Raw genomic sequence first — 26,666 nt, forward strand, 5'->3', positions numbered from 1 at the left:
GGGCAGGGTGGCTGAGGCGGGGGGGGGTGTACTGCTGGCTCTGCACGCCAGCCAGGACCTGTTCCAGATAGCGCATCGGCACCACCGGCCGATGCATCTGCTCTGCCACGACCAGTGCCAAAAAGAGCACCCACATCATCCCGTGGCGCACCGCTCCGGCTCGCCGTTCTGGCGGCTGCGTTCGGCACCAGCAGCACTTCCAGCACCACGCGCAGGCCATTCAGCGAACGTCAGGCCCCACCGGGGCCACCTTTGGCCGGGCCGGCGCACGGCTTCTAGGACGCTGAACACGCCTGCCTGCCTGGCCCCTATCCCAACGTTTTTGGGACGAGTCCGATTCGGCTCCCAAGCGGTCCTCCCTAACCTCTCAAGTGTCAGCTGAGTGCTCCCTTTCCGTTCTTTCGAACGCTTCAGGACGCCCTCCAGCATTCATCTCACTTCGAGGAGAGCCTCATGAACAATAGTCATGCAATCGCCTGGGATGCGACCGCCGGTCGATGGCTCGCCGCCTCCGAAGTTGCCATCCGCCGCGCGCGCGTCAAGGCGGGTCGACGTGCTTCACTGCGCCCGCTGCAGCTGGCGACCGCTATCGCGCTAGCGTGGAGCGGCGCAGCCGCTGCCGAGACATTGCAGTTTCCCGCGGCTCCGGTGGACATTGCCGATGAAACCCGCGTTGTAGACAACATCCTGGTTGCCAACGGCGCGACAGGTATTGTCCGGGGCGAGGGCGGTACGCTGATCCAGCAGGCAAACTCGTTCCGTATCGGCGGCACCGTGAATCGCGGCACGCAGAATCTGGACCTCAGTGGCCTTTCGAACTACGTCTTCGATAATGCCCAAGGTGTTTACAGTGTGGGTGGGCGCGCTATCGGCGGCGCCTGGAACCAGACCGGTGCTACTACCGGAGCCGTCACCCTGGCCTCGGGTAGCAACCTCATCCGTGCTTCATACTTCGGCATCGGCGATGTGGGGCGTAGCATCAGCGCAAATGCCACCAATCAGGGCACTGTACGCCTGGGTCAGAACAATACGATCAATGCGGACAGGATCATCCTTGGAGGCAACCAGAGTTCCGGCACCCTGACGTTCCAGGACTCGGTCACGGAGGGAACCCTCACCCTGCGGGGCTCGGACGGTAACAGCGCCGTGGGCACCTGGAACATCGGCACGGGAAACAGCAGCAATTACGGCGACGCGACCGGCAATGTCGACCTGCGCCGCGGCACGATTGATGCCAAGGTGGACGCCCTGAACATTGCGGGCGCGTTGTATGGCAATGGCGCTGCCAACGGCACCCTGAGCCTGGGCCGGGGTGTGCTCGAGGCCAATACCATCATGCTGGGTGCACGAAGCAGCACCGCAGGCACCGGCGGCTCGAACGGGCGCCTGAACATTGGCAAGGACGGCAGCGTGCTTGCCAACAGCATCACCATGGGCAACCGCACCGGCACCACCGGCACTGTGTCCGCGAACATCACCCTCGAGGGTGGTGCGCTGCGTGCTGGCAGCATCCTGGCCGGCGCTGGCGCCGGCACCCGCGTGATCACCTTCAATGATGGCGTGCTGGGCAACCGTGCCGCAGGGCAGGACATGGTCGTCAACGTACCGGTGGTGCTGGCGGCAAGCGGCCAGCACGTGTTCCGCGTCGATGGCGGTGATGCCCTGATGACCGTCAGTGGCCAGGTCCGGGGCAATGCAGGCACCCTCACCAAGACAGGCGAGGGCGTGCTGGCCTTGACCGGCGCCAACACCTACAGCGGGTCCACGCGCGTCAATCAAGGCCTGATCCGATTCCAGTCCGGCAGCAACCTGGGCACCGGCAGCATCGTGCTGGATGGCGGCGGCCTGCAGTGGGCTGCTGGCAGCCACGAAGACATCTCTGCGCGACTGGAGGCGCTGGGTACCGCAGGCGCCGTTCTGGACACCAACGGCAACGCGGTCACCCTGGCCACCGCCCTGCATGGGGAAGGCGGCCAGCTGATCAAGCGCGGCGATGGCACCCTGACCCTTACCGCGGACAGCACCCATACCGGTACGACCCGGATTGAACAGGGTGAACTGGTGCTTGGCGATGGCGGTACGACCGGCAACGTGGCCGGCGACATCGTCAACAACGCCCGGCTGACCCTCAGCCGTGGTGACCGCATGTCCCTGTCCGCCAACGTCTCCGGCGGCGGCGAGCTGCTGCAGGCAGGCAGCGGCACCGTTGTGCTGTCCGGCAACGTCGCCCATAGCGGCGGCACCCGGGTGGAGGCTGGCACACTGCAGGTCGGTGATGGCGGCTCACGCGGCACGCTGGCTGGCGATGTCAGCCTGGCCAGCGGCACCCATCTGGACGTCGACCGCAACGACACGTTCCTGCTCTCCGCGCGCGTCGGCGGCGACGGTGCGCTGCGCCAGGTCGGCTCGGGCACCACCGTGCTGGACGGCGACCACACCTACACCGGCGGCACGTTCATCGCGGCCGGTGCATTGCGCGTGGGCAACGGCGGCACCACCGGTAGCGTGGTGGGTGCAATCAACAACCAAGGCCGGCTGGAATTCAATCGCAGCGACGACTTCGTGCTGGGCAATGCCGTGAGCGGCGCTGGCGGCCTGGTGCAGATGGGTACGGGCACCCTGCGCATCGCCGATGACCAGACATACACCGGCGCCACCGGCGTGCTTGCCGGTGCACTACAGGTCGATGGCAGCATCCGCTCGGCAACCGAAGTGGCCCGCAATGCCACCCTCAGTGGCAACGGCACGATTCATGGTGATGTAGTCAATGCCGGTGTCATTCGTCCGGGCAGCGGAAATGACTATGGCCGCCTGACCATTCACGGCAACTACGTTGGCCAGCAGGGGCAGTTGGAACTGAACACCTGGCTGGGCGACGACGCATCGCCCAGCAGCCAGCTGGTGATCGATGGCGGCGTCGCCAGCGGCAGCACCACCGTGCGCGTTCACAACACCAGCGGTTCGGAAGGCCACACCTTCGGCGATGGCATCCTGGTGGTTGCCGCCATCAATGGGGGCACCACGTCGGCTGATGCGTTCAAGCTCGGAAACCATGCACGAAATGGTGCCTTCGGGTACGGCCTCTTCCGCGGCGACCTGGAGGGCAAGTCGGCCGAGAACTGGTATCTGCGCAACGCCTTCGTCGTGCAGCCGCCGGTCGGCCCTGTCGATCCGACCCATCCGGCCGACCCCGTTCCTCCGGTGGCCATGCCCATCTTCGGCCGCGAGCTGGCGACCTACGGCACCGTCCAGCCGCTTGCGCAGGAGCTGGGGACACTGGCAATGGGCAACCGGCGTGACAGGGCAGAGGCCGCCGCCACCGGCGACACGCGTCATGCTGCCTGGGCACGGGTGGCAGGCCGCACCCTGCACAACGGGTACGACTCCATTGTTGCGCCCGAAGCGAAGGGCAGGCTGGATGCACTGCAGGTCGGAAGTGACTTCTGGCAGGCGGCCGCGTCGGCAGGCGCGAACTGGCGGGCGGGCGGCTACCTGTCGCACGCAAGCAGCAATGTGCAGGTCGAGGGCATCTACACCAACGATGAGCGAACCCGCTATGTGCGTGGCGCAACCGGCAGCGTTGACCTGCACGCCACCAGTGCCGGCCTCACCCTGACGGGCGCGGGCAGCAGCGGCGGCTATCTGGATGCCGTCGTCCAGCTGACGCGCTACGGCGGTTCCGCCAGCGCGGGGCCGGTCAGCCTCGATACCCACGGCGAAGGCTACCTGGCGTCGCTCGAGGCGGGCCATCCGTTTGTCATGCAGGCCGGCAAAGGGCAGTTCACGCTCCAGCCGGAGGTCCAGCTGGTCTGGCAGAAGGTGCGTTTCGACGCAGCGCAGGACGCTGCAGGCCGCGTAGCGCTTGGCAGTTCGCAGGGCCTGAGCGGGCGGCTGGGCATCAACGGTAGCTGGCAGTTCCAGGGCGCGGGTGGCGTGCAGTGGGCGCCGTACCTCGCAGCGGACGTGTGGCACGCGTCGGATGCGCGCTCGGCGGTGACGTACGCCGACAAGGATCAGATTCCGCTGGAAGCAGGCGGAAACCGAGTGTCGTTGAGCGCTGGCATTACCGTCCGGTTGAATGACCGCTTCAAGCTGCAGGTATCCGGTGGCCGCGAGCGCTCCTTGGGCAATGGAAGTGGTGTCAGCCGGGACGTGGCTTTCGGCAACGTCGGCCTGCAGGTGCGCTGGTAAAGCCAGCGCACCGTGCCGCCCCGGCTGACGCCAAGCCGGGGGGCCTTCTACTGCCGTACGCCACACCGCTCATCCTCAGGTACATCGCCAGCAAGGTTCAGCAGCAGCCGATCCTGCAGCGTAGGTTCCTGCACGCCAGACAGTACCTGCTCCAGATAGCTCAACGGCACCAGTGACCATTGCAGCGTGGCCTGCAGCGGGAAGATCGCCGGCGCCCGTTGCTCGGCACCCAGCGCAACCTGGATCAGCAGAAGGGGCGGCTGCCTCTCCACGTGCAGCACCGGCACACTCTTGCACAGGATCTGGAACGAAGCCGAAGCGGGCGTCCCCTCCAGGAACGCGAAGCCCTCCCGTGCCCGCGCCTCTGCGAACCGAAGCGTGGCGGCGCAGCGTCCAGAATGTGTCGTCGGATACGTCGCGGTAAGCGAGCACTTCCGGCTCAACAGGCTCTGGCGAATGGATCTGTACTGCAACGACCAGCGCCAGAAAGAGCGCCCACATCACCCCGTGGCGCACCTTCATTTCAGGCCCCACCGAAGTGATCCTTCAGTCTGCAGGCTGCAGCCGTTCACTTGCGTGCGCTGCGAGCCCCAAACCGGCCATGATCAGTCCTTCCATCACCCGGTCGCCGACGTACTGCTCCGGCTCACCATTCTGGCGGGTGCGTTCTGCCGCCAGCAGCACCTCCAGCACCACGCGCAGGCCTGTAAGCGAGCAGTCGGCATCGGCCAGCGCCATCTGCCGGCCACGCAGCTGATGCCGCTCTGGCCAGGGCTGGCCGTTGGCGGCCACGCCCGAGCCGATGCTGTGCAGCAGCGCGATGAGGGTGTTGGGGTCCACGGCAGGCCCGGCCGAGGATGCCTCGTGGATGGGCTGTGGGGCAGGGGAGTAGGGCGTGGTCATGGCAGGGCTCCTTGCGTGCAGGCAGAAGCCGCCACCGATAAAGGTGGCGGACGATGCGTGGCTCGAAATCCGGTCTACGCTGGAACCGGTGGGCACGAGGCCCCCACGCACCGCCCGCCATAGCCGGCAGACGGATTGCCAGCCGGCACCACGCCGAGGTGGTGCCGACTGGCAAGCGTAAACATCAGCATAGAACCGGGATTTCGAGCCCCGACCACCGGTGTTAGGTGGCACGGAAAGAATTACGCCCGGTTGCGCGCGATGCCAATACAGTAAGGGCAATGCCGTCACCGTTTTCGACGTTTTCAGAATCGTTGTATGGCGGGGAGGGGCGCTAGAGGCTTGGCCTGCAAGGGCTGTCGGCTATCGCCAATCACTGGGGACGTTGTTGCTGCCGCCCATCTTGCGGTCCCAAGGGTGTGGCAGATGCGACAGCTGGTCGGCAGAGTCGGGACTGGTTAGACGCTCTTTATCGTCGCCTAGCTCGATCCACCTAGACCTAGACGGCATTGGATCCCACCACGGGACCAGGTTGTACGATCGCTTGTTTGCCGCCCCCGTTCGCCCTAAGATCGAGCGGCAATACGAGGTCAGTCAACAGATAGTCAGGAGTCTATGGGAACTTCAGACGCAATTGCAGCCTTGGCGTTGATAGTCAGCCTGGCATCTGCCTACATCAGTTTTAGGGCTTTCAAGCACTCTGTTAGTGTTCACGACCTGGAGTCAAGCTTGGCCTTTGATCGAGACAAATCCGAATTACTGGTGCAGGTCGAGCAAAGTCGCAAATTATTCTCTGCTGCAAGGCGAGAGATTGAGAAAACTCAGTTTGTTCTTTCGCAAGAGCCGGAGCAGGTCCGGCTGGCACTAAACTGCTACGACAGTCTTTTCACAGAGTTCCTTCCAAAGCTGATCGGTGCTGAAAGGCAGGCATCCTTGCTATGGGAAGAGATCTTCAGCTGGCGAGATAAGGCAGGTCGCAGCGCGTTCGTCCATCATACGCCACGATTTCGCTCACTAATTGAAGATGATCAAGTGGTTCACGATTCGGCCTTGGTCTGCAACAACGAGGTTCGGGCTCAGCTTGTAAAAGCGCAAGATATGTATCGGAAGGGGCAGTTAGCATAGCCCCCAATAGTTCATGCAAGCCCACCACCCTACGGCTTGGCCAAATTCCGGCAATGAGACGGCATGGATGTCTGGCGACGTTTCGCCACGATTCCGTACCCGGGCCATCGAAGGTGCCGAGGTCAGGATGCCGAAGAACACGGATGTTCGGCCACTTCCGGGATGTCCTGCATGCAAAGTGATCTAATTTCTCTTGAGGCCGCCAGCGGGCATAGCCTGGCTACTCAGAATGTGGGCGGGAACAGCTCCGTGGCCGGCAGCAGGGCAGTCGATCACGTTATCAATTGCACTCTCAACAGCCCTCCTTCTCTTAGTGAACCTGGCTTGGAAGTGGCCCGCTCTTGCATGGCTGGCTAAGCGTCCGATCGTTCATGGAGTCTGGTGGGGGGAGATCAAGCCGATCTACCAGGGGCGTGCCATTGAGGCTGGCAAGGCGATTCTTCGACGGGCGGCTACGCGATGAATGTCTGAACGAGCACACGACAACGCAGAGAGTCGCACGCTGTCTCAGGTTTTGCGATTCCTTGAGGCGAAAATGGTCACCTTTGCCAGACGCCTGTCAACGAGAGGAGATGACGCTGGACGCCACTGAGATTTCACGCGTAGTGAAGGATGGGGATTTGATCGCGATGGCCGTGCTTGGCGGGCTCGCGGCAGCGCCTCTGGTCAAGGGACTATTTGCGCTGATCGCAACGCGCCGTCAACGCCGGAAGGAATTTCTGGAATTCTGGAAAGCTGACAGTCTGGAGAGTTCCAATCTCTGGCTGGAGGAGGCGATCCAGCACCGATATGGGGCGTCCATTCCTGCGGAACTGATCCGCCATGTTGCTCGATTGAGCTGGCCGTCAAAGAGGCTGCGTCGACTTGCAATGAGTGCAGAGTTTTTGCAAATGGATGAAACGGGGCAGGCCGTGACATGGTCAAAGAAGCGCCGCGCGAACGCCTTCTGGCTGGAGGTGGAGATGGTAATGAGCGTTGGTGGTTATGTAGCGCTTGCCGCACTAGGCGTTGCGCTTATCATCACGGGAAGCAGGCAGGGCTTGGGCGAGGCTCACGACTTTGGCGTGCGGCGGGATCCTCGCCAGTTTGGCCTGCGCCGCCTTCATGCACTTCATATCTCTTATCGAGGCACGGTCCTCTCTGGTCGTCATCAACGACGCACCTCGCAAGGGGCTTTGGTATCGCGTCAAAGAAAAGCTGAGCGGTTGACCCTGGAGAAATTCCGTCCACCCTCCATTTATCGTGACGCATCACGGCGCAGCAGGAATGAGATACCATGCCCACGAATCTTGGGGGCGAAATGGACATCCGATTGGGCCCAATCCTGTCTCTAGCATTGCTTGCAGCACCCCTGCATACGCAGCAAATGCGCTCGGCCACGGGGCCGCAGCCACTACCCAACCACACGCCCGCATCGCCGAAGGCGAGCAACCTCGGCGCCGAGCCACTCAAATGCCAGCAACACGTCGATCCGCGTATCCGCCTGTACTGCACCGAGATCGAGCGATCATTGATCCAAGGCGAGGCACGTCGGCAGGGCATACCAACGCCATCGACCGAGATTGTTCGTATGCCTGCCTACGGCAGCTCGGAGGCGAAGCAACTGGGCGCCGCCTGCATGGGCGGGACGGCAATGCGCCGGCTAAGCAACGGCTGGGAGCAGCTTCGAAATGCCAAGGGCGAATGGCTGAGGTGCAGCCCATATGAGTGATGAGTTTGAGTACTCTAAATTGGAAGTTGCAGATGCGCACTTCGACGCTGCTTGCAGGGCATTTCTGACCAAGGAACATCCCGCCGTAATCGTCACACTGTCAGGTGTTGCGGAGGAGATCTATGGCGCACTGATTAGTTCCACTCTTGGGTGGACAAAGGAACATCAGCCGAGAGCCATCGACTCACTGGTGGACTGGGCTGCCACGCCAGAGGACGACGGAGGGCTTGGCTTGGAGCGAAAGGCAGCGTGGCAATTCCTCTACGCCACCAAGAACGCTATTAAGCACGCGAAAGATCCTTTCGGATCGACCAAGATTGACCCTTCAGCAGCGATTTACATGCTGCTCGCTGCGATGATCAATCGCATAAGACTTGGCAAACTTCCCGATGGGCCAAGTCTAGAGGCCACTCAATTGCTCATGGAAATTTGGCACCAGCGGCCAGCCTGGGTAGAAGCTGAGGCCCGGAAATGGGAGCAGGCCGGGGTGTAGGGGCGGCGCCCTACGTATACGCCTTACACGCGCCGTCGCGGCCTCGGCCCACGGCTCATATAGACCACATTGGATGGCTCGGCGCCGGGGCCGGATACACCCACGCCCAACCGCCGTTCTCTGCGGATTCTGAGCACTTCGGCTAGGTAGATGACGCTGGATTTCGTTGTAGCGCAAGCCTTTCGAGGCAGTACCGATCGGCTGGCTACCTCGGCTCGAGCCTCGGCCATCATGAGCCGCCATTCCCGGGCGATGTTGCAGGTCAGCGACCACCAGGCCATGTCGCCGGGTTCCAGCTGGTGACCTTCGGGAGTGAACATGTGGCCGCCTTGAAAGCCGAAACCGGCCCAATGGCCGGTTAGATCCATGGGGACGAACAGGCAGGCAAGAGCCGAGCCAGAGCCGTAGCCATTCCCAAGTAGAACCGACGAAAGCGGCCCAGCGGCGGAGTCTGTGTCGGCTACATAGCATTTCGCATAATGTATATTATGTTCTATCCAGCCCATGAATGTTCAACACGCTACCGGCCCCTCCGCGTGATCTAGCTTCTACAAACGCCCGATCCAGACAGATCAAACCACGGCCTCACTGATGCGAGGCCGCGGCACTCCTCCTCCCACCGCAGTGGCGAGCGGGATCAGTCGCCCAGCACGATCCCGACACCGAATCGCAGAATGGGACGGTCGCCGCGCGCAGCAGAGACCCCCGCGTTGATGTTGACCCGGCCATTGTCGCTCCAGCGAGAGATGCCGACACCCAGCGCCGTTTCTCCGCGGTAGCTGGCCATGCCGGCGTTGAGCACCGTCTTGCCCGGCAGATAAGGCGTGACCTGGATCAAGGCTGCGGCACCGGCAATGCCGCGGTTGGCCTGGCGGCTGACATGGTCAACGCGGTCATTCAGTCCTTCCCAGACGTCCTGGACCCGTGAATCGGCGTAAGCCTTTGCGTCATTCAACCCTTGGTTCAGCTGGGAAACGTTGACGGCGTCGGTGTCGCGCACACCGCGTGCCACGTGCGTGATCTGACGCTCGCCACCCTCGCGCCCAACGGCGACCGTGTTGTCCCGGTCGGCCAGCGAGCCGGCGCCGAGCGCAACCGCGTTCGCAGCGGAAGCATCGGCACCAGAACCTGCAGCGACCGAACCGGCACCTGCGGCGGTAGCCGGGGTTCCTGCGCCTACCAGCGGAGATGCCCCGTCTGCTGCGCCATCGGCCGCGTTGGCGTCATAGTAAGGTGTGTCCTTGCCACCGCTTCCAGTGCCGTTCTCCACCTGGCTCACACGCTCATCCAGATGCCCGATCTGGCCATTGAGCTCATCCCGCAGTGCGGCGATCTGGCCGCCGTTGACCGCTTCACGGCTCCCTTGGCCGATGCGCCCGTCGGCAACATTCCCCAGCACCGTACCTGCCGCGCCGCCAAACGTAATCCGGCCGCGCTGACTGTCGACATCGTAGACAACGGCATCCAGGCTCTGGCCACCATCGCCAATCAGGCCCGCGGCCTTCAGCTGCCGCAGGTTGACCGCATCGGTGTCCTCACTGGCATCGGCTACATGGGTGATCTGGCGCTCGGCACCTGCAGCGCCCACGGCCACCGAATTGGCACGATCGGCCACTGAGTTGGCACCCAACGCCACCGCGTTGTCTGCCGAGGCCTGCGCCCCCTGCCCCAGGGCAACCGAGCCCTCGCCTGCCGCGCGGGCGTTCGCGCCAGCGGCAACTGCGCCCTGCCCCGACACCCACGCGTCGTCACTACCGTCGCCCTCGCCGTCCGCCTTGAAATAGCGGGTATCGCCACTGCGCACGCCCTCGATGGCTGCGCTCAGCTGCGAGACGTTCACTGCGTCGGCGTCCTCGATCCCGTTGGCCACGCCTTTGAGCTGGCGCGCGCCGGAAAGACCGGAGAAATCAACGCTGCCGCCACCACTGCCAGCGGCAACCGTGACCACGTCGCTGGGCGAAGCCTGGCGGACCAGGCCGGCGGCGCCGCCGGAAAGGTTGTTCAGCACATTGTTGATCTCGGTGATGTCCCCCTCGTTGACGGCAACACGGCCGTCCAGAGCGGTCAGCGAGCCATCCACCGCATTCAGCGCATCGCCAACGTTGTTGTAGTCATTGCCCTGCAGCACATAACGCGGGCCGGTAACAATGCCCTGCATGGCACTCATGGTGGCACCACCGCCCAATGCCGCCACGACGGGGCGCAGCTGCTGCACGTTGACCGCATCTGCGTTTTCGGTGCCGTTGGCAACGTTGATCAGCTGACGGCTGCCGTTGCCGAACTGGTAGCCAGCACCCAACGAAACGACGTTGTCGCGGGTAGCGACCGACCCCGCACCCAGTGCGACAGAGTTCTCCCCGGTCGCCTGCGCGCCGGCACCCACCGCCACGGTCTCGATCGCAGCGGCCACTGCGCCGGCGCCGATCGCGGTGGCATCTGCAACGCTCGCCCGGGCCGCACGGCCGAACGCCGCCGCCCCCAAGCCAACTGCCTGAGCGTCATCACTGCCGTCATTGCGGCCCACAACCTTCACGTAACGGGTTGCGCCGCTCAGACCTTCCTGCAGCGCCACGATGCTGGTGGTATTGCTGGATACCTGCGCATTGGTGGCGTGCAGCTGCCGCCCATTGACGGCTTGCAGGCTGTCCGCGGCGACTACGCCGTCGGCGAGCCCATCCAGCGAGCGGGCGCCAGCGGCGCCACGGATGTCGAGGCGGCCACCGCCGGTGCCGGCGCCAACGGTGATGTCGGCATTGGCGTTCGATTGCTGGACCAGGCCGACCGTGCCCGCATCGATGGCGTCCACAAGGGTCGTCATGCGTGCGTCGACGTTGACGATGCTCCCATTGAGGGTGTCCAGGGCCGAGCCGACATTGTCCACCGTTTCCTGGCGTCCGCTGGCCACGTCATTTACGGTGTAGCTGGGCGCAGAGAGAGACCCGTCCGATGCCACGATTGCTCCGCCTCCCAGTGCAGCTGCAACACTGCTGGTGGCGGTGCGCAGCTGGCCCAGATTGACCGCGTCGGTTGATTGGGTGGCATTGGCCACGTTCACCAACTGCCGCTCAGCACCGGCTGCGCCCACCGACACCGTATCGCCACGGTCGGCGATGGCGCCGGCGCCAATGGCCACGGCGTTCGTAGCAGTCGCCTGCGCCTGATAGCCCAGGGCGCTTGAGGATGCGCCGCTTACACGGCTGCCGGCGCCGATGGCCATCCCGTTATTGACATTCGCCGATACGGCACTGCTTGCACCGATCGCCACCGCATTGGCGCTGTTGCTGCCAATGGCAGAGTAGTAGCCGATGGCCGTTGACGCGCTGCCGGCAACATTGGCCGACGCGCCGATGGCAGTAGCGGACCCCGAAGTTCCGCGGGAGCCGGTGCCGATGGCCACCGTATTGCCGCCTGACGAGGCAGAATTCAGGCCGATCGCGGTCGAGTTGTTCCCACTGGCGTTGGCGGCCACGCCAACCGCAAGCGTGCCGTTGTTGGTGGCGCGAGCGGTCGCGCCGAACGCGTTGGCGCCATTGCCGCTGGCATACGCGCCCTGGCCCACAGCCAGCGAGTTCGGCCCGGTATTGGTTGCAGCGGCCGTGCCGGTGTTGCCGAAGACGGCGATGAAGCGGCTGCCGTTTGGAATGTTGGCAATCGCCTGCTCGTTGTCGGTGATTCGTGCGTCCAGCCCATTCAATGCGCTGCCGACGTTACCGTAGGTTGTGCCACCCAGGACATAGCTGGGAGCGATCAGCACCCCATCCGGGTCTACAGCGGCTCCGCCGCCAAACGCATCAGCAATGCTCTGCACACTGGAGCGCAGTTGCGCACCGTTCACCGGGTCGGCATCGGCGAACAGCGTCCCCATGCTGGGCGATGCGTCGACGTCACAGGTCTCGACTTCGTTGTCGACAACTGGGCAGGCAACGTCTGGCACTGCATCCGCTGCTGCCGCCGACGTCACCAGCAAGGCGGAAAGCAGGCAGGACAACACGGTGCGGCGCGCCGTGCGCTTGCCACGGCCGTGGGCCAGTTCCGAGGCCACAACCCACTTGCCCAAGGCGGTGTTCCAGACAATGCGATAGATGGTGTTCATGCTCGTTCTCCGTCAGGTAAAGGACTTGGTGAAGGCCGTTGGTGGCCTACCCGCCGGTCCAGGGGACGTTCGGCGACGGATTCAGAGTAGGTAGCGAGGGTCATCAACCCCATCGGACACGGCCTATTCGCAGTGCCGCCAGGATTTGAATTAAGCCTTTGCAATCAATTGTTTGCGGAATTCTCATGGACGCTTTTAGGCGGCGTCCTATACGCCCCCGGACGTATAGGACGCTCGGCAGCGCTTCGATTTCAGGCAGCAGGCGGCTCTACCGTCCCGGTTGCGGCTTGCGAACCTTCGCCCCTCGAACCCACCGGGGGCCGGAGAACCTGGATGCGCCATTGCGGAAATGCGGCAGACAACCCCCTGCGAAGCTGCACGCTCTCATCCTCATCCAAGGCGTCCTGCTGAGGAAGCTCGAACGACTCTGGCTCGGGCGTGGGCAACAGCGCGACAGTAATGGTCTGTTGAAGGCCGTCGACAGCCACGTGGGCCTGCCTGTCACCAAGCCACTGGTGCACGTCTGCAATGGTGGCAGCGTCGGCCTGCCACCGTAACCTCGCCGATTGCTGGGTCAGCGCATTCACTTCCAGGCGCAGTGCATCCAGATCGGCGCGGTCGCGTCGGCCGCTGTCGCTGGCCTCCAGGGTCTGCCGTATGCGAACAGTCGCTGGCTTGCCCAGGCGTGCGGAAATGCGGGCATCCAGCTCATGCTGCGCATTGGGAATGTAACGAGGGACCATCGCCACCAGTTCCACCCGATAGCGCTGGTCATTGCGTTGCACGTTGATGAGCTCGATTGAACCCTGGTGCGCGTCCAGATAGCGTTGAACGACTGAACGGGCCTGGTTTGCGGCCCATGTCTGCGTACTGATGTTGCGCAGGGCGACGCCCAGCGGAACTGCGAGCAGGAGGAACGTGGCGACGATCACCGTGGCTTGCCAGGCAGTATGTTGCGGCGAGTTGTTCAGGCCAAACCCGTACCACTTGGCGATCAGCGTAACGCTGAAGGCGATCGCGAGCAGGTTCGTCATGAACAGAAAGAACGCACCACCTGCAACCTGGAAATTGCCGGTTGCCAAACCGAATGCAACCACGGCCAGCGGCGGCATCAAGGCGGTCGCGATGGCCACACCCACGATGGCCTCCCCTTTCCGGGTGATCACGGCATACCCGCCGGCCAAGCCGGAGAGAATCGCCACAAGCAGGTCAAACAGCGTTGGCTGCGTACGTGCCAGGATCTCACTGGTCGCCTCCTGCAGCGGCGACGCCCACACGATGCACATTGCAGTCCCCAGCGCCAACGCGACGCCAGCGGCAAGGGCCATCAGTGCCCGCCGCATCATGTGGAAGTCCACCACGCAGAGCGAGAACCCAAGCTGCACGATCGGGCCCATCAATGGCGAGATCAGCATCGCGCCAATGACCACGGCTGCCGAAGACTGCAGCAGCCCGAGGATGGCGATACCGCACGACATGACTGCCATGAACGCATAGCGGGCAGTGAGGCCGCCTGCATCGACCACGTTGTCCACGACTGCCGAGTGATCCACGCGCTGCAGTGGCCGCTCCCGCAGGAGGCGCCAACGGAAAACGGCATGATCAATGATATGCCTGACAAGGCCGCCGATAAGGTTCATTGCTTGAGTCCCGACGACAGCTGTGACGGGTCCAGGCCATGGATTCGCTCGAACAGCTCAAGGACGCGCTTGGCCTCGCAGACTTCAGTTCGTCCTGCCAGGAGTTGCGATCCACGCATTACCAGCCAGAAACCACTCGGTGCTTGCTTCAGATAGTGGAAGGAAGATGTAGACATCGCGGTGCTCGCACAGTGCCACGTAGGCCGATATCCGGATGCTCCGCTCGTCCCCCTTCTTTCCCAATAGGACCAGGCTCAATGTGCCTCATTGAGACGTCATCAGCGTGATGCGTCACACTAATCACCCCCTTCCCCCTCAGTCACGCCGACCTCCGGCGTGTTGCGTCGGGTGTTGATCTGGATGACGGGCGTCCCGCCCGTGGTGGCGGACACGCTCCAGAAGCCGGCAGACGCAACAGGCCGCTGCGCCGCCCCCACTCAGCGTCGATCGCGACGCAAGCCCCACCTTTTGCTGATTTCGCTCTAGGAAAAGTCTCAAAAATCGAACGTTTTCGATGCTCGACGCGACAGCGGCGCCAGAATGAGCGCCACGCCACTGGGCGCTGACAACACTCCTGCGCATGAACGGATTCCCTGCACCGCGCCGGCTTCGCCTGGCCCTGCTTGATGATCATGACGTCGTCCGCCGCGGCACGGCCTTCCACCTGGGCAACGACAGCCGCTTCGAAATCGTCGCCAGCCACAGTGACAGCCAGGCGTTCGTGCAGGCGCTGCAGCAACGTCATGCCGATGTGGCCATCATCGACATCACCCTGGCGCCCGGTGACATCAGCGGCACCAAGCTCGTCCAGCACCTGCGGCAGGCGTTGCCGCGGGTAACGCTGCTGGGTTTTGCCGGGCAGACTTCGGTGGCGATCATCAACCATCTGCTGGATGCTGGAATCAGCGGTTTTGTCGGCAAATCCGAGCCGTTGGCTGAACTGTCCGACGCGGTCGTGCGCGTGGCCCAAGGGCTCTGCCGCATTCCGCCATCGTGCAAGCTGCTGACGCCCGGCGATGCGCTGAGCCGCAACGAGCGCGAGGTCATCCGGTTGGTCCTGGACGGGCTCACCGTCTCCGAGATCGCCCGGCATCGGCACCGCAGCATCAAGACCGTCAGCACGCAGAAGGTTGCCGCGCTGCGCAAGCTGGGGCTGCGCAATGATGCGGAGATCTTCGCGATACGGCAGCAGCTGGAGGCGCTATGACCGCGCTGTTCACGCGTGGCCGCAGGTTCCTGCTGCTGGCACTGCTTGCCCTGCTTCCCTGCACATCCGCGGGCGACATCCAGCACGGAAAGTGGACAGCGGGGCGCGTGGTCCGGGTGGCCGCGGCACCCACGCTGCACCCTGTGCCCGAAGATGCGGCCGACCCTGAGGTGCTGCAGACGCTGGCGCATGGCTATGCCGCGCTCGTGGCCCGCCATTCCGGCCTGACCTTCGTCGAAGTCCCTTTTCCCAGCACCCTCGCCGCGATGGCCGCGGTCTGTGAAGGGCGGGCCGATCTTGTGCTGGCGATGGGTGCTGACGATGCGGCGCGCCTGCCCTGCCCCAGCCTGGCGCCCTCGCGCAGTTTTCCTGGCGGTGCCAGCGTACTCGCCGGCCGCATTGGCGAGCGCTTGCCACGCCGGGTTGCCGATCTCGGCACGCTGCGCATCGCCGCCGTTGAAGGAGGCCCCTACCCGGTGTGGCTGGCACAGCATCACCCTGCGGTACCTGTGCTGCCGCACCCCAGCATGCGGGCGGCATTGGCTGCCGTGGATGCCGGCATTGCCGACGCTGCGATCGGCCTGGAATCCACTGCAGGTGCGATAGCACGGCGTCACTTCTCCCACAGCCTGCGGCTGCAGACGGTGGATGCCGATTTTTCGACCCAGCTGCATCTGCTTGCCCGGCGCGAAGACCAGGCGCTGCTTGATCGTATCGAGGCGGCACTGGATGACATCACCATCGAAGAGCATGCCCAGTTGCTGCAGCGCTGGGCACGGCAGACGCTGCCGGCCGCGCTCGGCCAGAAGGTGCGCGAAGGCCTCGATGGCGCCGTGCTCTGGCTGTTGCCCGCCGCAGCCCTGCTGCTGGCATTCCCATTGCTGGCTGTACGCAGGCTGCGCCAGCAGCAGGGTCTTGACCAGAAACAGGCGCAGATGACGGGCATGATCAGCCATGAGGTGCGCAATTCCGCCCAGGCCGTGATGGCGTCGATCGACCTGCTGGGCCAGGCGCCACTGCCAGCCGGGCAACGCGAACTGGTAGCCGCCGCGGCCACCGCCAGCCAGACATTGCGCGGACTGCTCAACCGCACGCTGGACTTCTCCCGCCTGGCCAGCGGCACTTTCCGGCCAAAGCAGGTGCCCTGCGACGTCCCTGCGATCTGCACGCAGGCGCTGCAGGCCATTACGCCCCTCGCGCAGAAGAAGGCGCTCAGCCTGCAGCTCTGCGCACCGCAGGCGCCATTGCCGATGCTGGCAACGGACCCGGACTGCCTGCGCCAGCTGCTCGACAACCTGCTCGGCAATGCCGTCAAGTTCACCGACGTAGGCGGCGTTGAACTGCGCCTGCAGCTGGATGCGCCCACGAAGAACGCATCACTGTTGGTGGAGGTCATCGACAGCGGCATCGGCATCGCGCCAGCGCAGATGAGCGCCCTGTTCGAGCCCTTCCGGCAGGCCGATGCAGGCAGGCAGCGCGGTGGCAGCGGCCTGGGCCTTTCCATCTGTCGCGCGTTGGCCGAGGCCATGGGCGGCACCCTGGATGTCCATAGCGTGCATGGCCGTGGCAGCCGCTTCATTCTTCGCCTGCCCGTGCAGCAGGTGCAGGAAGATGCACCGGCCGCTGCCGCTGCGTCCGCCCTGCCCCGGCTGGCCGGCATGCGCATCCTGCTGGTGGAGGATCACGCGCTGACCCGGCAGGTCATTGCCGCCCAGTTGCGGCACTGGGGCGCGACGGTGCAGGAGGCTGCCGATGCCGAAGATGCCTTGGCGGCGCAGATACAGGCGCCCTGCCCGCTGGTGATGCTGGACATCGGCCTGCCAGGAATGGACGGCTACGCGCTGGCGCGGCAATGGCGGCTGCATGAGGCAGAAGGTGCGCCGCGCGCCCGGCTGATCGCGCTTTCCGCCTTCACTGGCGACGATCACACGCGGCGCTGCCAGGTTGCCGGCATCGACGCGGTATTGCTCAAGCCCTTGCAGGCCGATGCGCTGCTGCAGGCGCTGGACCAGCCTGTGCCCGGCGGTGTCGTCAAAAGCACTGCCCGCGATCTGGTGGCCGCCTACGAAGAAGATATCGATCGCGAGCTGCAATGCCTGCACGAGGCGATCGCTCGTTGCGATGCCGCACAGCTGCGCCATCATGCGCATCGCCTGCAGGGCGTGCTGCAGATGCTCAACGCGGGCGGCATGGATGCACGCGCCGGCGAACTATGGGAGCTGGGCGATCGCGTGCCGCCCGGCTGGGACGATGCGCGCCAGCTGCTGGCCGAGCTGCAGACGTGGCGCGGCTCCCGGGGTACGGGAACCGCGCCGTCGCCCTGAATCAGGCGGCTTTGCGGCCTGCCTGGCGGCGGGTCAGGTCGTTGAAGCGACCCAGCGACATCAGGTGCTGGTGGATCAGCGCCAACCAGCCGTTGCGGTGCCATTCGATGACGGTCGCATCCGGCAGCGCGATGAACTTCTCGACGTCGACCACGAAGAAGCCGTTGAGGTTGAACTCGCGACCATCGGGCAGGCGCACGGTTGCATTGCGCTCGACCAGCAGGCCGTTGTCGACCAGTGCCTTGGAGAAGGCCTGGGTCTGCTCGTGCTCGCGGGTGAACTGGCCGCAGAACTCAAGCGCCTGCTGCACCATGTCGGTGGCCTTGCCGTCGACGAACAGCGGCTGGCCTTCTTCGCCGCCACGGACGATGCGCGGGCTGTCTTCGTCGATGCCGAGCAGGAAGTCATTGTCCGCGCCGGTGTCGATGAAGATGAAGGGATGGCGGCGCAGGTAGGCCGGAATGTAGGTCTCGTCGTCCCACAGGCCATCGGTGATGAACAGATTGTCGGTGGTCACGCCCACGGCGGCCATCGGCACCGCGCTCGGGCCTGCGAACAGGATCGGGAAGTGGTGCAGCGCCAGCGAGAATTCGCCCAGCACCAGCGGGATGGAGTTGCTGCCGGCAGCGAACTCGAGCTTGCCCGGCAGGATGCGCACATCGGCGTGCAGGTCTGCCTGCAGCGGCACCGGGCGGGTGTAGAACAGGGGCGCGCTGCTCGGCGCAGCTTCGGTGGTGGTGTCGCTGGTGGTGGTCATCGTGGAAACCATGTCGATCATGCGCGCCTGCCATCCCGGGCGCGCCAGCGGGAACAACCTGAATCCCGCATTATCAACAAGGCAGGTGACAACGGCCACCCCGCCGCCCAGTTATTTCAGCTGCAACGGGTAGCGCTGCCACAGTACGTGGACCAGGAAGCCGGCCAGTTCGGTGTCGCGCGCACTGACCGCCGCGCGGATCTTGTCCAGCAGGACCATGTCGCTGCAATGCCGCACATCGGCGTGATTAGCCTGACCGGCGCGCCGCGCCCTATAGCGTGCAGCCCGCTGTGCGTCGCTCATTGCGTACCCGAACTTGGGCGGCCGGCCGCGTTTGCGCGGCAGGGTCAGCTCCAGGGTTCCGGGATCATTGTCATCACGCATGGGCAGGGTGCGGGCGGCGGCAAGCAACGGGGGGTGCGCAATTTATCGTGAGGCATCACTTTAATCCAGCTTTTTCTGCAGTTTTGTTGCAATGCAATGCAGGCACGTGGCGCACCGATGGCACCCATCCATGCATGGCGTGGGAAGTAGATCCACGCCATGCGTGGATAGACCCCCGCCAATGCAAAGGTCGGTAGATCCACGCCATGCGTGGATGCCCCCCCCTCGCCAATACAAAAAAAGGGAGCCCGCGAACGGGCTCCCTGCATCCACCTTACGCTGCACGCACCGGCTCGTAGCCATGCAGGTGCGATTCGCTGCTGGCCCGTCCCTGGCTCAGCGAACGCAGCGAGGTCGTATACCCGACCAGCTGAGCCAGCGGCGCGAACCCGCTGACTTCGGCGCGACCGTCCTGGTCGTCGATGCGGGCAACGCGTCCATGGCGGCGATTCAGATCACCCACCACGTCCCCCACCGAGGCCGACGGCGAATGCACCGTCACCGCCATCACCGGCTCCAGCAGCTGCGTGCCACTGGCTGCCAACGCGGCCTTGATGCCCTCGCTGCCGGCCCGATGGAACGCCATCTCCGACGAATCCTTCGCGTGGGTCTGGCCATCCACCAGGCTGACTTCGATGCCGACTACCGGATGGCCCTGCGGGCCTTCCGATAGCGCGGCACGAACGCCTTTCTCCACCGCAGCGATGAAGTTGCGCGGCACCACGCCACCGACGATGCGGTCATTGAACACAACCTCGCCGTCGTCGCGCGGCACCACATCCAGCACCACGTGCGCGAACTGGCCCTGGCCACCGGTCTGCTTGACCAGGCGGCCCACAACGCCTTCCACGGCACGCTGCGGCGTTTCCTGGTAAGCCACGCGCGGCGCGCCAATGCCGATGTCCAGCTTCCATTCGCTGCGCAGGCGCTCGACCATCACCTCCAGGTGCAGCTCGCCCATGCCCCAGGCCAGGGTTTCACCGGTCTCGCGATCGGTTTCCACCCGGAACGAGGGATCTTCCTGGGCCAGGCTTGCCAGGCCCTGCGCCAGCCGGATTAGGTCGGCCGCACGTGCCGGCTCCAACCGCCAGGCCAGTACCGGGGCCTGTGCCTGGATGTTCTCCAGGCGCAGCGGCTGCCCTCGCCCGCTCAGCGTTTCACCGCTGACCGCATCCTTCCAGCCCAGCACCGCCACGATGTCGCCGGCCACGGCCTGCCCGATGTCCTGGGTCTGGTCGGCCTGCACGCGCACCAGCCGGCTGATGCGACGCCCTTGCGGGTGCTGCGAGCTGGCCACGTTGTCGCCTACCTTCAAGGTGCCCGAGTACAGCCGCAAGAAGCTCAACGCACCGTGCTGCTGATGGGTGATCTTGAACAGGAGGCCAGCCAGCGGACCGTCCGGGTCCGGCGGCAGCAGGACATCGCTGCCCTCGCCTTCGGCAGTGACCGCAGGACGATCCAGCGGCGACGGCAGGTAATCGACCACCGCATCCAGCAGCGTTTCGATGCCCTTGTCCTTGAAGGCGGCGCCGGCCAGCACCGGTACGCCGGCGCCCGCCAGCGTCGCGCGGCGGATCGCGGCGCGCAGCATCGCGGCGTCGATGTCACGGCCTTCCAGCCATGCCGTTGCCAGCACATCATCGTGGTCGGCCACGGCTTCGACCAGCGCATTGCGCTGTGGTTGCCACTGCGCGCGCTCGGCTTCGCTCCATGCCGTCACCGTCGCTGCGCCTGCGTCCTGCCACTGCAGCACGCGGCCATCGACCAGGTCGACCCAACCGTGGAAGCCGCCCTCACTGCCCAGCGGTACGCCCAGCGCCCACGGTCGCGCCCGCAGCTTGTCCTGCAGCTGCTCCAGCACGCGCTCGAAAGAAGCGCCGATGCGATCCATCTTGTTGACGAACGCAATCAACGGCACGCCATGCCGGCGCGCCTGGCGCCACACGGTTTCCGATTGCGGCTGCACGCCGTCCACGGCCGAGAACACGGCCACGGCACCGTCGAGCACGCGCAGCGAGCGCTCGACCTCGATGGCGAAGTCGATGTGGCCGGGCGTGTCGATCAGGGTCAGCTGGTGCAGCGGCAGATCGCGCGGCGCCCACTGTGCGTGCACGGCGGCGGCACCGATGGTGATGCCACGTTCGCGCTCGATCGCCGAGAAGTCAGTGGTCGCGTTGCCGTCATGCACTTCACCGACGCGGTGGATCTCGCCGGTCTTCCACAGAAGGCGTTCGGTAAGCGTGGTTTTGCCAGCGTCGATGTGGGCAATGATGCCGAGGTTGCGAAGACGCGACAGACTCTGGGTGTTGCTGTTCATGAGAAAGGTTCCTGCTGGGCCAACTTCGGGGGCCGCACACCCCGGTTGGCTACAGGGTGTGCGGCTGGCGTTCGGTCTCGGCGATCTGGTGCATGGCACGTTCTCCTTGTGGTGGAGCGGGTTGAGGGATGGGGGATGGAAACGAAAAGAGCGCCCCGGAGGGCGCTCTGTGGATGGTCCAGCGAAGGCCGCGATCAGCGACCTCGTAGGGCTCCAGGCAGACACGCCCGTTCCGCGCTTGCGCGGGTCAGGGTGAAAAACTTCAGGAGCGGCATCCGGTTCATGCGGCGCATTCTAGACCTGTCAATCTGGCGCGCAAGTGAATATTGCACACATGGATGGAACGATGAGCCCCGAAGTAGAGCCACCCCATGGGTGGCTGCAGCCCAGGCCGTCAGGCGACTCACTTGCAGTCGTGCAGCCGGCGGGCATCGCCCACGGTCGCCGCGTGCTGCTCAACGGTCGACACCCAGCCCTTCAGGGACATCGCCGGGTCGGTACGTGGCTTGCGCGGACCACCATGGATCAGCACTTCGGTCCAGCTGCCGGTCGGCGCCAGTTCGGCCAGGCGCGCGGCCTGGTCTTCGTCAGTACTGAAGGTGTCGTCAGGCGAGGAGGGTTTTGCGTTGTTGACCGTCGCCTGCTTGCGTACGCGCACACGCAGGGCGCCATCCGGCATGCGCTGGGTGGCCACCTCGTAGCGCTCCACGCCGTAGGCCCACTTTGATTCGCCGGGGCGACGCGTCTCAGTGCCGTCATCGGCAACCTCGATCGACTCGCCGGTGACCGAGCCCAGCGCAGCAATGCCGCCGAAGCCGGCCATCATCGCCTCGTAGGCCACCATCTGCCGCTGCTCGACCGACAACTTGCTGGCGTCCGGTTTCATGCCTGGCAGGTTGAGATAGGCCGCCTTCTTGCACAACAGCAGCACGCGCTTGTCTTCCCAGGCCATCGAGATCTCACCATTGGCGAAGTACTCGGTGGTGAACGATGAAACCGCCGCACCCTCGCCGGTCGAATGGCGGGTCTCAATCAGCGACGCCTCTTCGGACGCTGTCATCAGCGAGACCTTGGTGGTCGCGGCGGCACCTGCAGTACCGATAACGCCGATCAGGGCAGCGAACAGTGCGCAACGCGTGCGGGAGAGAGTCATCAGGCCATTCCTTTGAAAAAACGAACCGCACATGATACGCGGCCAGGCCCGGGGTGCCGCTTCGTCTCAGGTAACCACCACCAATGGCACACCTCGGCGCGGATGCTGCAGCACCACCACGTCCTGCTGGTAGACGCGCTGCAGGTTGGCCTCGGTCAGCACGTGCGAAGGCGTGCCGTCAGCCGCCACCCTGCCCTGCTCCAGCAATACGATGCGATCGGAGTACCCGGCCGCCAGATTGAGGTCATGCAGCACCACGATCACGCACGCACCGGCTTCGGCACAGGCGCGCACGCTGCGCAGGGTGCGTTCCTGGTGGCGCAGATCCAAGGCAGCCGTAGGCTCATCCAGCAGCAGCAACGGCGTGTCCTGTGCCAGCACGCGGGCGAACGTGGTGCGCGCCGATTCGCCGCCGGACAACTGCTGCACTTCGCGCAGGCGCAGCGCCTGCAGCTCGGCAGCATCGATCGCCCGCTCCACCTGCGCCTCATCCACCTGCGGATCCGGCGGATGCGGCAGGCGCCCCATCGCCACCACTTCCTCCACGCTGAAGGCGAAGCGCACGCCGTGCTCCTGCGGCATCACCGCACGTTCGCGCGCAAGCGGTCCGGCCCGGTAGTCGCGCAATGGACGTCCATGCAGCCGCACATCGCCACCGTCGGCACGCAGATCGCCGGCCGCCACCCCCAGCAGGGTCGACTTGCCGGCACCGTTGGGCCCCACCAGCGCCGTCACCGTGCCCGGCTCGAATGCGAGGGTGATGCCATGCAGGATCTCGCGCTGCTGGCGACGCACCACCACATCGCGCAGTTGCAGGAAGGCGCTCATGCGGCCGCCTTGCGGCGCTGCTGCAGCACCAGCCACAGGAAGAACGGCGCCCCCAGCGCGGCGGAGAACAGGCCCAGCGGAATCTCGGCAGGCGGGTCCAATGTGCGCGCCGCAGTGTCGGCCACCACGATCAGCAGCGCCCCCAGCAGACCCGACAACGGCAGCAGCCAGCGGTGGCCAGGGCCAACCAGCAGGCGCGCCACGTGCGGTACCACCAGGCCGACGAAACTGATCGAGCCGGCGAACGCTACCGCCGCGCCGACCAGGAGCGCACTGAAGGCCACCAGCCGGCGGCGTGTACGTGCCACGTCCAGCCCCAGATGCTGTGCCTGGCGCTCGCCGAGCGCCAGCATGTCCAGCGGCGTGGCCAGGCGCTGCAGTGCGAACGCGCCGACGGCGAACAACGGCAGCACCGCCATCACGTCGGCCCAGTTCGCGCGCGCCAGCGAGCCCATCTGCCAGAACACCAGCGATTGCAGCTCGCTTTCGTTGGCGATGTAGGTCAGGAAGCCGATCAGTGCCGAACAGAACGCGGCCATCGCAATGCCCACCAGCAACAGCGTGGCATTGCCACTGCCACTGCCCTTGCCCGGCCGCGCCAGCGCATAGGTCAGCCCGATCGCGGCGGCACCGCCGCCGAAGGCCGCCACGGGCACCAACCACCCGGCTGCGCCCGCAGCACCCAGCACGATCGCCGCCACGGCACCCAGCGCGGCGCCCTGGCTGACACCGACGATGCCCGGATCGGCCAGCGGATTGCCGAACAGTCCCTGCAGGCTGGCACCGGCCATCGCCAGCGCCGCGCCGACCATCGCCCCCAGCAATGCACGCGGAATGCGCAGCTGCCAGACCACGGCCAGGTCACGGCTGCTGACCGATTGCGGATCCAGCAGGCCCAGCTTCACCGCCAGTGCCTGCATCACTTCCAGCGGCGGCAAGCGCAGCGGCCCCACGGCGAACGACGCCAGCACCGCGCCCAGCAGCGCGAGCAGCGCAATCAACAACATCGTCCGCCCGCGACGGCGGCGTCGATCCGCAGGGCTCATGCCTTCGGCAGCGCCGCCAGCGCCTGCGCCAGGGCCAACGCGCCCGCACCGGAACCGATGCTGGCGTACTTCAGCTGCGCATCCGGCATCACCCAGACCCGGTTGGCCTGTCCGGCCGGGGTCTGCTTCAGCGTCGGGTAAGCCTTCCACAGGCCTTCAGCGCCACCGAACAGCTGCAGGTCGTGCTCGGTCACCAGGATTACCTCCGGTGCCGCCGCGACCACGCCTTCGTTGCTCAGCTGCGAATAGTTGGCCACGCCGGCCTCGGTGCCGATGTTGAGGCCGCCAGCCAAGGCGATCAGCTTGGCCGATGCGCTGTCGGCACCGGCCACGGTGGGCGCACCGCCCGCTCCCGTCGCCGACACATGGATCACCCGCGGCGCATGCGCCAGGCCCTTGCCGATCGCGGCGGCCTCATCCAGCTGCCGCTGCACCTGCGTGGCCAGGGTCTGCCCTGCGTCGGCCACGCCGAGCACGGCAGCGATCTTGCGCACCTTGTCCGGCGCCGGCTGCAGGTCATCGATCACCACTGCGGGCTCGCCCACTTCGCGCAGCTTCTTTGCCAGTTCGGTGTGGCGACGCAGGCTGTTGCCGATGAACAGCGACCCCTGCAGGCTCAGCACGCCTTCCACGCCGGTCGTGCGGTTGAACAGGAACTGATGCGGCGCAGCCAGGCCGGCCTGGGTGGTGGTGTTGGTCGGTGCGGCGAATACCTGCTTGCCCAGCCCCAGCGCTTCGATCACCGCAATGATGTCGTCACCGCCGGCAATGATCCGGCTGCTGTCATCCACCTCCACATCGGCGCCATCGTCGGAGTGCACCTTGCTCGGCAGCACCGCCTGCTGACCGGGCAGTGTCGGCACATCGTTGCCTGCCACCCGCTGCCAACCTGCGGGAAGTGCTCCCGCCTTGGCGGTGGCGGCAGCCGGTGTTGCTGCATCTCGGTTGCCGGCAGACGGCGGCGCTTTGTCGCCACAGGCGGCCAGCACCAATGAAACGGCAATCGGGAGCGCGCACTGGCGCAGGCGGGAAGCGATGTTCATGCAGATTCTCCTTGCTGGCAGGGCGGCGGGGTGCCGCCCTGCCCTGTGGCTTACAGCTGACGCAGGCTGATGCGGGTGATGCGGTCACCCTTCGGATCTTCAGCGCCACGCGACTTGTTCACGGCGAAGACATTGCCCTTGCCATCGGCGCGGACGTGATTGGGGAAGGTGCCGCCATCGAGGTTGCCGACCACCTTGCCATCACGGTCGACGGCAGTGACGGTGCCGGCACCGCGATTGGTGACGTAGGCCAGGCCACTCTTCGCATCGAAGGCCACGTTCAGTGCGCCGGCGCCGACCGGCACGTCGTGCACGACCTTGCCGCTGGCCACGTCGACGATCAGCAGGTTGTCGGTGCCCTGCGAGGCCACGTAGAGGCGGTTGCGCTCGGCATCGAAGGCAACGCCCGAAGCGCTGATCGAATTGCCCAGGTCGATGACCTTGTCGACCTTGCCGCTGGCCACATCGATCACCGCCGCTTCCGGCGTACCGATGCTGACCGTGAACAGCTTGCCGCTGGGCTCATCCAGCACCAGGCTCATCGGCACGAACTTCTCGTCGTCCACGCCGGAGGCCAGGGTGATCGGCTCCAGTGCCTTCAGCGTCTTCGCATCGAACACCGACAGATGGTCCTCACCGGCGGCCGAGGCGAACACCTTGCCGTGCGTGCTGTCGACCACCACGTCGCGGGCGTGCGGCACGGTGCCGACCGGGAACTGATGGACCAGCGACAGATCCGCCTGGCGATAGACAGCCACGGTGTCCTGCCGGGTGTTGCTGACCCAGACATTGCCATTGGCATCATCCACGCCCACGCCATATACCGCGAACACCGCACCGTTGGTGCTGCCCGGCACCTGCGCCGGGGTGATGGCCTTGGTCACCTTCAGCGACTTCGGGTCCAGTTTCAGCAGCTGCGACTGGGTGACCGGCGGGCGACCGACGGCCGAGGTCACGAACACGGCATTGCTGGCAGCACTGTAGGCCGACTGGTACAGGCCCGGCACCAGCTTGTTGGACTGGGTGGCGAACTTCGCCTGGCCCGACAGCGGCAGCTGCGGCGACACACGCAGCTTCAGCACGGCTGCGGCGGCCGGCTGGCTGGCGCGCACCACCACCGGATGGGTACCCGGCACGGCGTCGGCCGGAATGGCCAGCTGGGTCTTGAAGTTGCCATCGGCATCGACCACCACCGGCTGGCTGTTGAGCACGGTATCGCCACGCAGCAGGCTGACCTGCTGGCCCGGCACGAAGCCGCGGCCGGTGACATCGGCGGTGCTGCCGGGAACCACGTTCTCACCGCGTGAGACAACCTGGCCCTTGAAGGTAGCGCTGGCCGGCTGGTCGAACACCGGCTGTGCGCTGGCGGTCACTGCCAGCAGCAGGCCGGCGGCCAGGGAAGTGAGGCGGAAAGACGGACGGAATGACATGGAAGGCTCCTTGCACACGTG

General features: G+C 65.3%; 19 protein-coding genes. 6 read left to right on the top strand and 13 right to left on the bottom strand.

The features are described 5' to 3' along the window. The first annotated feature begins 453 nt into the window (after nt 1-453). Nucleotides 454-4,191, top strand: a complete 3,738-nt coding sequence (locus TEP_RS09575) for an autotransporter outer membrane beta-barrel domain-containing protein (RefSeq protein ID WP_132825131.1) — start codon at nt 454-456, stop codon at nt 4,189-4,191. 47 nt (nt 4,192-4,238) lie between these two features. Here TEP_RS09575 and TEP_RS09580 read toward each other — a convergent pair whose 3' ends face one another. Further along, nucleotides 4,239-4,463, bottom strand: coding sequence for a hypothetical protein (locus TEP_RS09580; protein WP_240790675.1), 225 nt, complete (start codon nt 4,461-4,463; stop codon nt 4,239-4,241). A gap of 274 nt (nt 4,464-4,737) precedes the next feature. Continuing rightward, the gene (locus TEP_RS09585; RefSeq protein WP_132825133.1) at nt 4,738-5,094 is read right to left on the bottom strand and encodes a hypothetical protein; all 357 of its coding nucleotides are present in this window, start codon (nt 5,092-5,094) and stop codon (nt 4,738-4,740) included. 615 nt (nt 5,095-5,709) lie between these two features. On the opposite strand from TEP_RS09585, the gene TEP_RS09590 reads away from it, so the two are divergent. From TEP_RS09590 to TEP_RS09605, 3 genes are all read left to right on the top strand, one after another. Then, nucleotides 5,710-6,219 carry a hypothetical protein gene (locus TEP_RS09590; protein WP_132825134.1) on the top strand — a complete coding sequence of 170 codons (510 nt, stop codon included), beginning with the start codon at nt 5,710-5,712 and terminating at the stop codon, nt 6,217-6,219. A gap of 572 nt (nt 6,220-6,791) precedes the next feature. After that, nucleotides 6,792-7,553, top strand: a complete 762-nt coding sequence (locus TEP_RS09595; protein ID WP_132825135.1) for a hypothetical protein — start codon at nt 6,792-6,794, stop codon at nt 7,551-7,553. A 369-nt stretch (nt 7,554-7,922) separates the two neighbouring features. After that, nucleotides 7,923-8,423, top strand: coding sequence for a hypothetical protein (locus TEP_RS09605; RefSeq protein WP_132825136.1), 501 nt, complete (start codon nt 7,923-7,925; stop codon nt 8,421-8,423). A 23-nt stretch (nt 8,424-8,446) separates the two neighbouring features. Here the strand turns inward: TEP_RS09605 and TEP_RS09610 are convergent, their stop codons facing one another. The 3 genes from TEP_RS09610 to TEP_RS09620 form a co-directional block, all read right to left on the bottom strand. Further along, entirely contained in the window at nt 8,447-8,929 is a 483-nt protein-coding gene (locus TEP_RS09610; RefSeq protein WP_317219731.1) for a DUF3653 domain-containing protein, read from the bottom strand. A gap of 131 nt (nt 8,930-9,060) precedes the next feature. Beyond that, entirely contained in the window at nt 9,061-12,516 is a 3,456-nt protein-coding gene (locus TEP_RS09615; RefSeq protein ID WP_132825138.1) for an ESPR-type extended signal peptide-containing protein, read from the bottom strand. Between the two features lie 251 nt (nt 12,517-12,767). Continuing rightward, nucleotides 12,768-14,156: a DUF389 domain-containing protein gene (locus TEP_RS09620; protein WP_132825139.1), complete on the bottom strand. Its 1,389-nt coding sequence runs from the start codon at nt 14,154-14,156 to the stop codon at nt 12,768-12,770. Nucleotides 14,157-14,736: 580 nt separating this feature from the next. On the opposite strand from TEP_RS09620, the gene TEP_RS09625 reads away from it, so the two are divergent. Both TEP_RS09625 and TEP_RS09630 read left to right on the top strand, forming a co-directional pair. Then, complete coding sequence (locus TEP_RS09625) at nt 14,737-15,363, top strand: response regulator transcription factor (RefSeq protein ID WP_132825140.1); 627 nt, start codon at nt 14,737-14,739, stop codon at nt 15,361-15,363. After that, nucleotides 15,360-17,687 (top strand): ATP-binding protein, encoded by a 2,328-nt coding sequence (locus tag TEP_RS09630; protein WP_132825141.1) that lies wholly within the window; start codon nt 15,360-15,362, stop codon nt 17,685-17,687. The genes TEP_RS09625 and TEP_RS09630 overlap by 4 nt, the downstream gene beginning before the upstream one ends. 1 nt (nt 17,688) lies before the next feature. On the opposite strand, the gene TEP_RS09635 is transcribed toward TEP_RS09630, so the two are convergent. The 8 genes from TEP_RS09635 to TEP_RS09670 form a co-directional block, all read right to left on the bottom strand. Continuing rightward, entirely contained in the window at nt 17,689-18,444 is a 756-nt protein-coding gene (locus TEP_RS09635; protein ID WP_132826497.1) for a SapC family protein, read from the bottom strand. Between the two features lie 111 nt (nt 18,445-18,555). After that, nucleotides 18,556-18,828, bottom strand: coding sequence for a hypothetical protein (locus TEP_RS09640; RefSeq protein ID WP_025877210.1), 273 nt, complete (start codon nt 18,826-18,828; stop codon nt 18,556-18,558). A 274-nt stretch (nt 18,829-19,102) separates the two neighbouring features. Continuing rightward, a complete protein-coding gene (fusA, locus tag TEP_RS09645; protein WP_132825142.1) occupies nt 19,103-21,145 on the bottom strand; it encodes an elongation factor G in 2,043 nt (680 codons plus the stop codon). 403 nt (nt 21,146-21,548) lie between these two features. Further along, complete coding sequence (locus TEP_RS09650) at nt 21,549-22,298, bottom strand: hypothetical protein (protein WP_132825143.1); 750 nt, start codon at nt 22,296-22,298, stop codon at nt 21,549-21,551. A 66-nt stretch (nt 22,299-22,364) separates the two neighbouring features. Next, the gene (locus TEP_RS09655; protein WP_132825144.1) at nt 22,365-23,126 is read right to left on the bottom strand and encodes a heme ABC transporter ATP-binding protein; all 762 of its coding nucleotides are present in this window, start codon (nt 23,124-23,126) and stop codon (nt 22,365-22,367) included. Continuing rightward, nucleotides 23,123-24,172 carry an iron ABC transporter permease gene (locus tag TEP_RS09660; protein ID WP_132825145.1) on the bottom strand — a complete coding sequence of 350 codons (1,050 nt, stop codon included), beginning with the start codon at nt 24,170-24,172 and terminating at the stop codon, nt 23,123-23,125. The genes TEP_RS09655 and TEP_RS09660 overlap by 4 nt, the downstream gene beginning before the upstream one ends. Continuing rightward, nucleotides 24,169-25,215 carry an ABC transporter substrate-binding protein gene (locus tag TEP_RS09665; protein ID WP_132825146.1) on the bottom strand — a complete coding sequence of 349 codons (1,047 nt, stop codon included), beginning with the start codon at nt 25,213-25,215 and terminating at the stop codon, nt 24,169-24,171. Before TEP_RS09665 ends, TEP_RS09660 begins: the two co-directional genes overlap by 4 nt. A 50-nt stretch (nt 25,216-25,265) precedes the next feature. Continuing rightward, complete coding sequence (locus tag TEP_RS09670; protein WP_132825147.1) at nt 25,266-26,645, bottom strand: ATP-binding protein; 1,380 nt, start codon at nt 26,643-26,645, stop codon at nt 25,266-25,268. Nucleotides 26,646-26,666: the final 21 nt, after the last annotated feature.

The organism is Stenotrophomonas sp. TEPEL, assembly GCF_004348785.1.
Lineage (GTDB): Bacteria > Pseudomonadota > Gammaproteobacteria > Xanthomonadales > Xanthomonadaceae > Stenotrophomonas > Stenotrophomonas indicatrix.

Coding starts and splice junctions, on each gene's coding strand:
- TEP_RS09575 (WP_132825131.1), top strand. CDS start 454: ATGAACAATAGTCATGCAATCGCCTGGGATGCGACCGCCGGTCGATGG.
- TEP_RS09585 (WP_132825133.1), bottom strand. CDS start 5,094: ATGACCACGCCCTACTCCCCTGCCCCACAGCCCATCCACGAGGCATCC.
- TEP_RS09590 (WP_132825134.1), top strand. CDS start 5,710: ATGGGAACTTCAGACGCAATTGCAGCCTTGGCGTTGATAGTCAGCCTG.
- TEP_RS09595 (WP_132825135.1), top strand. CDS start 6,792: ATGACGCTGGACGCCACTGAGATTTCACGCGTAGTGAAGGATGGGGAT.
- TEP_RS09605 (WP_132825136.1), top strand. CDS start 7,923: ATGAGTGATGAGTTTGAGTACTCTAAATTGGAAGTTGCAGATGCGCAC.
- TEP_RS09610 (WP_317219731.1), bottom strand. CDS start 8,929: ATGGGCTGGATAGAACATAATATACATTATGCGAAATGCTATGTAGCC.
- TEP_RS09615 (WP_132825138.1), bottom strand. CDS start 12,516: ATGAACACCATCTATCGCATTGTCTGGAACACCGCCTTGGGCAAGTGG.
- TEP_RS09620 (WP_132825139.1), bottom strand. CDS start 14,156: ATGAACCTTATCGGCGGCCTTGTCAGGCATATCATTGATCATGCCGTT.
- TEP_RS09625 (WP_132825140.1), top strand. CDS start 14,737: ATGAACGGATTCCCTGCACCGCGCCGGCTTCGCCTGGCCCTGCTTGAT.
- TEP_RS09630 (WP_132825141.1), top strand. CDS start 15,360: ATGACCGCGCTGTTCACGCGTGGCCGCAGGTTCCTGCTGCTGGCACTG.
- TEP_RS09635 (WP_132826497.1), bottom strand. CDS start 18,444: ATGACCACCACCAGCGACACCACCACCGAAGCTGCGCCGAGCAGCGCG.
- TEP_RS09640 (WP_025877210.1), bottom strand. CDS start 18,828: ATGCGTGATGACAATGATCCCGGAACCCTGGAGCTGACCCTGCCGCGC.
- fusA (WP_132825142.1), bottom strand. CDS start 21,145: ATGAACAGCAACACCCAGAGTCTGTCGCGTCTTCGCAACCTCGGCATC.
- TEP_RS09650 (WP_132825143.1), bottom strand. CDS start 22,298: ATGACTCTCTCCCGCACGCGTTGCGCACTGTTCGCTGCCCTGATCGGC.
- TEP_RS09655 (WP_132825144.1), bottom strand. CDS start 23,126: ATGAGCGCCTTCCTGCAACTGCGCGATGTGGTGGTGCGTCGCCAGCAG.
- TEP_RS09660 (WP_132825145.1), bottom strand. CDS start 24,172: ATGAGCCCTGCGGATCGACGCCGCCGTCGCGGGCGGACGATGTTGTTG.
- TEP_RS09665 (WP_132825146.1), bottom strand. CDS start 25,215: ATGAACATCGCTTCCCGCCTGCGCCAGTGCGCGCTCCCGATTGCCGTT.
- TEP_RS09670 (WP_132825147.1), bottom strand. CDS start 26,645: ATGTCATTCCGTCCGTCTTTCCGCCTCACTTCCCTGGCCGCCGGCCTG.